The sequence below is a fragment of the Pseudoalteromonas sp. TAB23 genome (assembly GCF_000498075.1).
GTDB lineage: Bacteria > Pseudomonadota > Gammaproteobacteria > Enterobacterales > Alteromonadaceae > Pseudoalteromonas > Pseudoalteromonas arctica.
Window position 1 is genome coordinate 1 of the sequence record NZ_AUTP01000307.1, and the last position, 7,842, is coordinate 7,842.

At 39.6% G+C, this 7,842-nt stretch carries 11 protein-coding genes; 2 read left to right on the forward strand and 9 right to left on the reverse strand.

Annotated elements, in window-relative coordinates:
* A partial coding sequence (locus L654_RS0119580; RefSeq protein ID WP_024608830.1) for a helix-turn-helix domain-containing protein occupies nucleotides 1-659 on the forward strand: 659 nt, incomplete at its 5' end.
* A gap of 54 nt (nucleotides 660-713) precedes the next feature.
* Here L654_RS0119580 and L654_RS0119585 read toward each other — a convergent pair.
* Genes L654_RS0119585 through L654_RS0119595 form a run of 3 tightly spaced genes read right to left on the reverse strand, consistent with a single transcriptional unit; the run spans nucleotide 714 to nucleotide 3,746 of the window.
* Nucleotides 714-1,226 carry an MgtC/SapB family protein gene (locus L654_RS0119585; protein WP_024608831.1) on the reverse strand — a complete coding sequence of 171 codons (513 nt, stop codon included), beginning with the start codon at nucleotides 1,224-1,226 and terminating at the stop codon, nucleotides 714-716.
* A gap of 8 nt (nucleotides 1,227-1,234) precedes the next feature.
* The gene (locus L654_RS0119590) at nucleotides 1,235-2,347 is read right to left on the reverse strand and encodes a GNAT family N-acetyltransferase/peptidase C39 family protein (protein WP_024608832.1); all 1,113 of its coding nucleotides are present in this window, start codon (nucleotides 2,345-2,347) and stop codon (nucleotides 1,235-1,237) included.
* Between the two features lie 4 nt (nucleotides 2,348-2,351).
* Nucleotides 2,352-3,746 carry a RimK family protein gene (locus L654_RS0119595; protein WP_024608833.1) on the reverse strand — a complete coding sequence of 465 codons (1,395 nt, stop codon included), beginning with the start codon at nucleotides 3,744-3,746 and terminating at the stop codon, nucleotides 2,352-2,354.
* A gap of 293 nt (nucleotides 3,747-4,039) precedes the next feature.
* Between L654_RS0119595 and L654_RS0119600 the strand changes: the two genes are divergently transcribed.
* Nucleotides 4,040-4,378 (forward strand): zinc ribbon domain-containing protein YjdM, encoded by a 339-nt coding sequence (locus L654_RS0119600; RefSeq protein ID WP_024590116.1) that lies wholly within the window; start codon nucleotides 4,040-4,042, stop codon nucleotides 4,376-4,378.
* A gap of 271 nt (nucleotides 4,379-4,649) precedes the next feature.
* Here the strand turns inward: L654_RS0119600 and L654_RS0119605 are convergent, their stop codons facing one another.
* The 6 genes from L654_RS0119605 to L654_RS0119630 all read right to left on the reverse strand — a co-directional run.
* Nucleotides 4,650-4,859, reverse strand: coding sequence for a zinc ribbon domain-containing protein (locus L654_RS0119605; protein ID WP_007582647.1), 210 nt, complete (start codon nucleotides 4,857-4,859; stop codon nucleotides 4,650-4,652).
* Nucleotides 4,860-5,058: 199 nt separating this feature from the next.
* Nucleotides 5,059-5,376 (reverse strand): type II toxin-antitoxin system RelE/ParE family toxin, encoded by a 318-nt coding sequence (locus L654_RS0119610; RefSeq protein ID WP_024590115.1) that lies wholly within the window; start codon nucleotides 5,374-5,376, stop codon nucleotides 5,059-5,061.
* The gene (locus L654_RS0119615) at nucleotides 5,364-5,621 is read right to left on the reverse strand and encodes a type II toxin-antitoxin system Phd/YefM family antitoxin (RefSeq protein WP_010555056.1); all 258 of its coding nucleotides are present in this window, start codon (nucleotides 5,619-5,621) and stop codon (nucleotides 5,364-5,366) included. Before L654_RS0119615 ends, L654_RS0119610 begins: the two co-directional genes overlap by 13 nt.
* A gap of 323 nt (nucleotides 5,622-5,944) precedes the next feature.
* Nucleotides 5,945-6,421: a GreA/GreB family elongation factor gene (locus L654_RS0119620; RefSeq protein ID WP_010555055.1), complete on the reverse strand. Its 477-nt coding sequence runs from the start codon at nucleotides 6,419-6,421 to the stop codon at nucleotides 5,945-5,947.
* A 181-nt stretch (nucleotides 6,422-6,602) separates the two neighbouring features.
* Nucleotides 6,603-7,538, reverse strand: a complete 936-nt coding sequence (gene secF, locus L654_RS0119625; protein WP_024590114.1) for a protein translocase subunit SecF — start codon at nucleotides 7,536-7,538, stop codon at nucleotides 6,603-6,605.
* On the reverse strand, nucleotides 7,531-7,842 hold a 312-nt coding region (locus tag L654_RS0119630; RefSeq protein ID WP_024608834.1), incomplete at its 5' end, for an MMPL family transporter. The genes secF and L654_RS0119630, both read right to left, overlap by 8 nt.

A 7,842-nucleotide genomic window follows, 5' to 3' on the forward strand; every position in this document is an offset into this window, starting at 1 on the left:
ATATAATTGGTGTAGGCACTGGCAACTACTTAGTAGCTGAGGCTGGCTTACTAGATGGGCACCCTGCTACCACCCATTGGCACTACGCCAATCAATTTAGCCACGACTACCCGTTAGTGCGTTTAAAACCCGACTTTTTTATAACTCAGTCAGAGCGCATGTATACGGTAGCCAGTCTTAATGCCCTTGCAGATGTGATCGTACATATTATTAGTCAGTACTATGGAAAAGCCGCCGCTCAACATGTAGAGCGTAATTTTTCGCACGAAATACGCAAACCCTACGAAGATCAACGCTATCTCGAGGGTGCAGTTGACCGTCACCCCGACGAGCTAATTGCGCAAATTCAGTTTTGGCTAAAAACAAATTTAGCCACCGAGTTAAACCTGCAAGAAGTCGCTGCCCAATTTAGCTTGAGCTACCGTACTTTTACCCGCCGTTTTAGAGCCGCCACTAATCAAAGCCCTATTGAGTATTGGCAACAATTACGCGTAGAAGGTGCGAAGGAGTTATTAGCATCATCAAATTTATCAATTCAAGAAGTGGCTTTAGAAGTGGGATATAACGACCAAGGGCATTTAACACGCGTGTTTAAAAAAGTATTAAGCCAAACACCCAGTGGTTACAGAAAAGTAGTTAGACGCAAGTTATTTGGATAGTCGATATTTAATAGTACTAGTACTTGTTTCAATAACACTAAAAAAACGCCACTTTTAATGGCGTTCGGTATCGTTAAAATCTTTTCGATAATAGCGTTTTTGATAGTTTTTTACTTTAGTGTGTACGCCTTTGCTTAAGCTTTTAAATTTAGCTTCGAGTACGTCTACACCGTATAAAATACCGACCACCAGCACCGAAAGTTTTATTGCAGCGCCAAGGTTTTCGGTCGCTATCATAACGCCTATTGATGCAAGCACCCAGATGGTTGCAGCTGATGTAACGCCAACTACCGCACCATCTTTTGCGAGCATAACGCCTGCCCCTAAAAAGCCAATACCTGTAATTATTTGCCCCACTACACGAGAATGATCTATTACATCCCCCTGTAAATTAAACGCAGTGGATAAAAACAAATACGTGCCCAGCGTTATTAGGGCTGATGTACGAATGCCTACAGGTTTACCACGCAATTGGCGCTCTATACCAATAATGGCACCGCAAAAAGCCGCAGTACCAATAGCCGCCCACGAATATGGGGCTACATCAATTAAATCTAAAAAAGTCACTGTTAACCTTATATTTTATTAGCTATAGCCACCGCCGTTCTTAAACGTTGGCTACCAAACGCTGACATTTTACTAAAATCACTTCGTGCAATAGGTACATACTGGCAATCTATTGCGAGCTGTTTATCGTTACCGGGCTCACAAAATGGGTCGTGAACATACACGCAATGCTCATCAAGGTGCGTAACACACACCCAATGTGGTGATTTTTTACCATCAAAACTATATGTGCTAATTAATAACAGCACACTAAAGCCTTTACTTAACCACTGCTCAATATGCTCAAGCTCTACATCTTTATGTGTAAGCGGTATATTTGCTTGTGCAATACCATCTACAAATTGTTGATGCACGGTGGCAAGTACCACTTTTTTGTTTTCGTTGCGTACGCCATCTAAAAACAAAGGCTCGGTGGTATTAACCATTACCTCGCTTTTAAAACCACGCTTATTAGCGGCAAGTGCCAAACCAAACGGATGGCAACCACCATGACCCGATGTCATAAAAATAGTGGTGCCTTCACGCCAAAGTGCCAGCTCATGTGATTGAGTAAGCTCAGTTGTTGGCTCAAGTGCGCCCATTGCCATTAATAGTGCAGCAGGTCCGCACGTAAACTCGGTAGTTTGCTGATACCACGGCGTTAAACGCGCCACTTTTAACTCACTCGTTTGTCGAATGTTTTTTTGCATTCGTAGTGCGTCACTGTGGTCATCGTAATAATCGCTGTATTGACCAAACACTCTGTAACCTAAGCTTTTATAAAGCCCAATCGCACCTTCGTTATTTACAGCCACTTCTAAGCGCAGGTAAATACGAGCCCGCTCACACGTTTCTTTTTCTAGACTAGTAAGCAGTGCTTTTGCAATCCCCTTACCTTGCATTGTGGGTTTTACAGCAAGCGAATATAAACGCGCTAAACGCGTGCCTTTATGGCACCAAACTAGCCCATAGCCGCATATTTGCTCGCCACTTTCTGCAACGAGTAAAATACCGTGTTTTGCACTAAGCCAGCGCTTTAAACTGCGCGGGCTAAGTTTGTCGTTATTAAAGCAAGCGTTTTCAACGTCAATCAGTGCAGTTAAATCACTGCCAAGCGCCTTTCGAATAACAAGGTTGCTCATGTTATTACCCACGGCCTCGTGCTTCTAAGCGTTGTTTAAACTCATCCATAATGATCATGTATAGCTCGTCGCCTAAATAGCCGTCTTCTACTTTGTGATCAATACTTGGGTTGTCGTTTACTTCAAGCACGTATGCTTTGCCTTGATGCTCTTTAACATCTACGCCATATAAACCCCTACCCACTGTTTTACATGCTTTTAATGCTGCATCTAATACCGCTTTTGGTAACTCAAAGGTTGGCAAGGTTTCAAAGCCACCAGAGAAAAACCGTTTAGCGTCGTGGTTATAAATTTGCCAATGGTTACGCGCCATTAAATAGCGGCATGCATAAATTGCACGGCCATTTAACACACCCACTCGCCAATCGTATTCGGTATACATGTACTCTTGTGCAAGCACTAATGCGCTAAACTCAAACAGCTCTGTAAGCTTAGCTGCTAGCTCATCACGGTTTGAAACTTTAAACACACCTTTTGAGAACGACCCTTCAGGCATTTTTAAAACAAGCGGATACGTAAACGCTTCTTCTAATTGCTCAAGCGTTTCATTTGCTTGATCAGCCACTACAACCGTTTTTAAACTTGGCACTTTTTGGTAATTAAACGCATCGTGTAAATACACTTTATTACAACAACGTAAAATAGACTCAGCGTCGTCAATAACCACTAAACCCAGGCTTTGCGCTTTGCTTGCAAGGCGATACGTTGGATGGTCAATCGCTGTAGTTTGGCGAATAAATAACGCATCAAACTGGGCAATATTGTCAATTTCGTCAAAGCTTAATGCTTGTGCATAAATCCCGTGCTTAGCCGCTGCTTTAATAAAGCGTGCAATGGCGTCTTTATCACTCGGCGGCACTTTTTCGTTATGATCAACAAGTATTGCCATGTCCCATCTAAAACGACGTTGTACCGAACTAATACGCCACTGCGTTTTAGTAAAGTTATCTAGCTTGGCTACAAATTCGCAGTACTGTTGCTCGCTTAAAGACGACATCGATCCTTGTTGTAATAAGCCTTGCTCATCAACAAATAAAATAGGCGCTGGGTATTGTTTAAATACCGACTTTGCCGCTTTTGATTGTAAATCGTTTTGGGCATTACCAAAGTAAAGAGTGCCGTCTATTTGGCCCACATTTAACATAGGTGCTTGGCCACTACGAAGAGCATTAATGGTTTTTACACTGGGTAAAACTTGGTGATTGCGCGCTTCAGCAAGTAATGAGCAATAGTAACCTTTGCTCAAGTATTGGCTTGAGTCGCACAGATTAATAATGCGTGTTTTTGGTTCGTTATGTTTTGGGTAATCACGTAAGTAGGTATTAAACGTAATTACATTTTCGAACGATTGAGCAAGCGTTTGCTCGTTGTTATCAACCACAATTAAGGTTTTAAACACGACTTTTCCTAGTTAAGTCAAAATATAAAAAGCATGCTTAGTAAAATACTAAGCATTATAAATAGAAACACCCATCGTACTAAGTGGGCATTGCGCGTATCACTTAATATGATGGGTGCTTTAACAGGTACCTACTGTACGAGTTAGCGCTTAAATTGCTTAAGCGACATGTGCTTTATATGCCCTTTTTTTAAAACGCACAAACGAGATATTTTTAGCGTGAAGATGAAAAATATTGATTAACTAATAATGCAGATTAAAATACGCAAAACAACACCTTATGAGAGTTAAAAATGTCGCTGCCTGCTTGCCCAAAGTGCCAATGTGAATATGTTTACGAAGACCAACAACTGCTTATTTGCCCTGAGTGCGCTCATGAGTGGAACCCAAATAACACAAACAATGAAGACGCAATTTTAGTTAAAGATGCCAACGGCACTGTGCTAAGTGATGACGACAAAGTGACAGTAGCCAAAGATTTAAAAATTAAAGGCAGCTCGCAAGTAATTAAAATTGGTACCAAAGCGGTAGTTAGAAGAGTGCTTGATAAAAAAGACCACGAACTAGATTGTAAAGTAGATGGTATTGGCGAAATGATGGTAACAGCAAAGTTTGTGAAAAAAGCTACCTAAAATTGGATATTTAAAATATAGGATGTTAGATGAAAAATCATAAAAATAAATTCATCCAAGCCTTATGCTCTGTCATTGAAGCCTATTATTAGTGCGTGTAATAGATTTTTTTAACTGCTATTAGTTGGTGTATATCTAATGGTCCACCTACATTTAATAAGGCAAATTATCGCTTAGGTGTGTTTAAGCATTTAACCTCTTCACCTTAATGAGGAGGTACTTCTTGAACTGATCAGTTTACATTTCAGTTAAAGTGCTTTTTAAGCTTTCATTACCCAGTAAAGAAATCAAATACGTTACCAAGTGTTGATGATGAACCTTTATAAAATTCAGTAAAACTACATCGACTGCATGTCACAGCGGTGTACTTTTTATTTTGAACATCAAAAATTCTTGACCAAAAGCCACCCGAAACTCTTATTTCACCGGTATCAAATTCGTTATTATTACACTTAGAGCAAGACCAATTGTTATGTCTCATATTTCAACCTCCATATTATTTATGTACGGTATATTAAACACTTAAGGAACGTGTGTAGCAATTTTTTTTAATAAACAAACCATAATTTAGTTCTTATATTGGTTAAATTGGAATTTTGATAGATATTTGGATGGCTTTTTAATAATTGCTTTTTATAATAATTAGTATGGGGGTCATACTAATTTCACTCAGGGATTACCTACTTGTTAGCTGTATATTGCGTTAGCAACAAAAATTTTCGTAAGTCTCGTTCTTGTCTCATTACGTGCAAAATATATACTTTATTGTTATCTTTTTTGTAAAATATACGACAAGGATTCACGACCAGTTCAAGATAATTTAGGTTAGCTAACTCAATTGGTTTTTTACCTGATTCAGGAAAAAGTTCGAGACGTTCAACTTTTTCAAATATTTTGGAAACCAATTTTTTCGCTGACTGAAAATTGCTTAATGCGATATATTCAGCGATATCGTTAAGATCATCCAAAGCTGGATTAGTCCAAATTATTTCAGCCATTTATTCATTTTATCTTTAGCTTCAACATTCGACATGGTTTCACCACGACTTATTGCCTGCTCTCCTTTTGCAAGAGACTCAAGAATTTGCATACGCTTTTGCATAAATTCATAATCATCAACATCTACTAAGTATGCAGATGGTTGTCCATGTTCAGTTATCAACACAGGTTCTTTAGAGGAATGAAGTTCAGATAATATCTTCGTTGCTTGACGCTTCAATGTTGTTACTAGTTCTACTCTCATAATAATCCCCAAACAGATGTATCACTATAGTAGCACCGAGTAGCCAACTTGGGAAATACAACTAACGAGGCTGTATAACCACTAAAATCAATTAAAAAGGGAGCACCTAACGTCAACCCTGCTCACTTTTAAACTATTAGGTACTTCTCATTATATGCCTTTGTAGAAATTGAAATACACACCACGTTACGCTATAAAAACATAGCTGTAGGTTGGATAAATGGCGGAGCCATGCCATCCGACAATTAATTTATGAATATAAATAAGCGATTATTACGTTGGCATAGCTTTGTCAGATGGTGTTCTCTTAAAAAACCAAAGCTTTATAAAATCTCTACCACCACATATTCGTGGGCTTTACCTGCAATTGTTAACGTAATTTCATCATCAATCTGTTTATTTAGTAACTGCTTACCCATTGGTGCGCCGGGTGTTACAACAGCAATTGCGTGCTTTTTAACGTTTACTGTTAAACCACCAGCTGCAGGGCCTAAATAAAACCATTTTTGGGCTGCGTTATCATCTTCTAAACATACCAGCGAACCGATAGCTATTTTGTCGGTTGGTTTTTCATTAAAGGCAGGTTCGAACAATTCTATGCTTTTATAGCAATCGTTTACGCGCTGGGCTTGGCCTTGTGCTAAATAAGCGGCTTCGAGCCCTAGAGTATCGTATTTATTTTCGGCTATGTTTTCTTCATGTGTGGCGGTGTCGTGCGCAGTTTTTGCCGCTACTTTTGCTGTTGTAAGCTGCGCTTCTAGCGCAAAACGAAGGTGTTCGATTACGTGGGTTTTATTCATGGGGATTAGTACAATACAGGCTGTAAAAATAAGGCAGCTAGTTTAACATTTTTGCGGGGCTTAAAACCATTGTTTTAAACCCCGCAAGCTTGGTGGGAATACTAGCGGGGCTTAAATTTGCATTAAACTAACAAAGAGCCGTTGGTTGGTGCAGCTCTTTACTTGTGTTTTATTAAAAACCTTATGGCATATCTAATAATGTTTGCGTGTGGGCATCTACTTTAACTTCGTAGTTTTTAGCGCTTAAGCCCAATAGCTCCGGCAAGGTTGCCGCTATACAAATAGACGAGAACGTACCCACTACAATGCCGGTAAATAATGCAATAGCAAAGCCTTGCAGTGGTGTGCCTGCAAGTAGCCAAACGCTGGCAACCGTTGCAAGTGTGGTACCCGACGTTATTAAGGTGCGCGTTAGTGTGCTTTTAATCGCATTATTAATAATAGTCGCTGGGCTAAGTACATTGTTTGATTGAACACGTAAAAGCTCGCGTACTCTATCCCCTACTATTATTGAGTCGTTAAGTGAGTAACCAATAATAGCCAGTAAACTTGCCAGTACGGTTAGGTTAAATTCAATTTGTAATAGTGAAAATAACCCAAGTACGAGTATTAAATCGTGCACTAGCGCTACCACAGAGCCAACGGCTAATCGCCATTCAAAACGCACTGCAAGGTAAATCATTACCGCAATCATTGCAGCAAACATTGCTAAACAGCCTTGATCAAATAACTCATCGCCGACTTGTGAGCCAATATAAGCTGACGATAATACCTGTGCGTTTATATCATCGTTTTGTGTAACAGCGCTTTGCCAATCAAGGCTATTAGCTGTTGTTGATGCACTTGGCGCTTCTCTTAATTGAAAATGACTATTACCTTGCGCGGTTAGCTCAAACTCACCGTTGTGATTTTTAGCAATAAACGATTGAAGCTCTTTTAGTTCAACACTTTGGCTGGTTGTAAACTCAGTTAAATAACCGCCGGTAAAATCTAGGCCAAAATTTAGACCTTTTTGCGTAAGCGTAAATACGGATAGCAGCACTAAAATGGCACTTAAAAGCATACCCATAAAGCGTAAGCGTGTGCCCTTTTCACCTTTCAAAAAATAATTAAGCATGTGCTTTTTCTCCTACTTTTTTACCCATTTTTAAATACAACGTTTGGCTTAATATTTTTGATACGTACACACCTGTAAATACAGACGTTAAAAGTCCCAATGCTAATGTAATGGCAAAACCTTTAACGGGCCCATAGCCTATGCCGTATAAGATAAGTGCGGTGATCATGGTGGTTATATTGGCATCAAATATTGTATTTGCGGCTTGTTTATAACCCTCTTGAATAGCTTGATATGGTGCACGGCCTTGGCGACGTTCTTCTTTAATGCGTTCAAATATTATTACGTTAGTGTCTACCGCCAT

Bases quoted from the DNA above. Each gene is read 5' to 3' on its own strand.
- L654_RS0119590 (WP_024608832.1), bottom strand. From the start codon at position 2,347: ATGAGCAACCTTGTTATTCGAAAGGCGCTTGGCAGTGATTTAACTGCA.
- L654_RS0119600 (WP_024590116.1), top strand. From the start codon at position 4,040: ATGTCGCTGCCTGCTTGCCCAAAGTGCCAATGTGAATATGTTTACGAA.
- L654_RS0119605 (WP_007582647.1), bottom strand. From the start codon at position 4,859: ATGAGACATAACAATTGGTCTTGCTCTAAGTGTAATAATAACGAATTT.
- L654_RS0119610 (WP_024590115.1), bottom strand. From the start codon at position 5,376: ATGGCTGAAATAATTTGGACTAATCCAGCTTTGGATGATCTTAACGAT.
- L654_RS0119615 (WP_010555056.1), bottom strand. From the start codon at position 5,621: ATGAGAGTAGAACTAGTAACAACATTGAAGCGTCAAGCAACGAAGATA.
- L654_RS0119620 (WP_010555055.1), bottom strand. From the start codon at position 6,421: ATGAATAAAACCCACGTAATCGAACACCTTCGTTTTGCGCTAGAAGCG.
- secF (WP_024590114.1), bottom strand. From the start codon at position 7,538: ATGCTTAATTATTTTTTGAAAGGTGAAAAGGGCACACGCTTACGCTTT.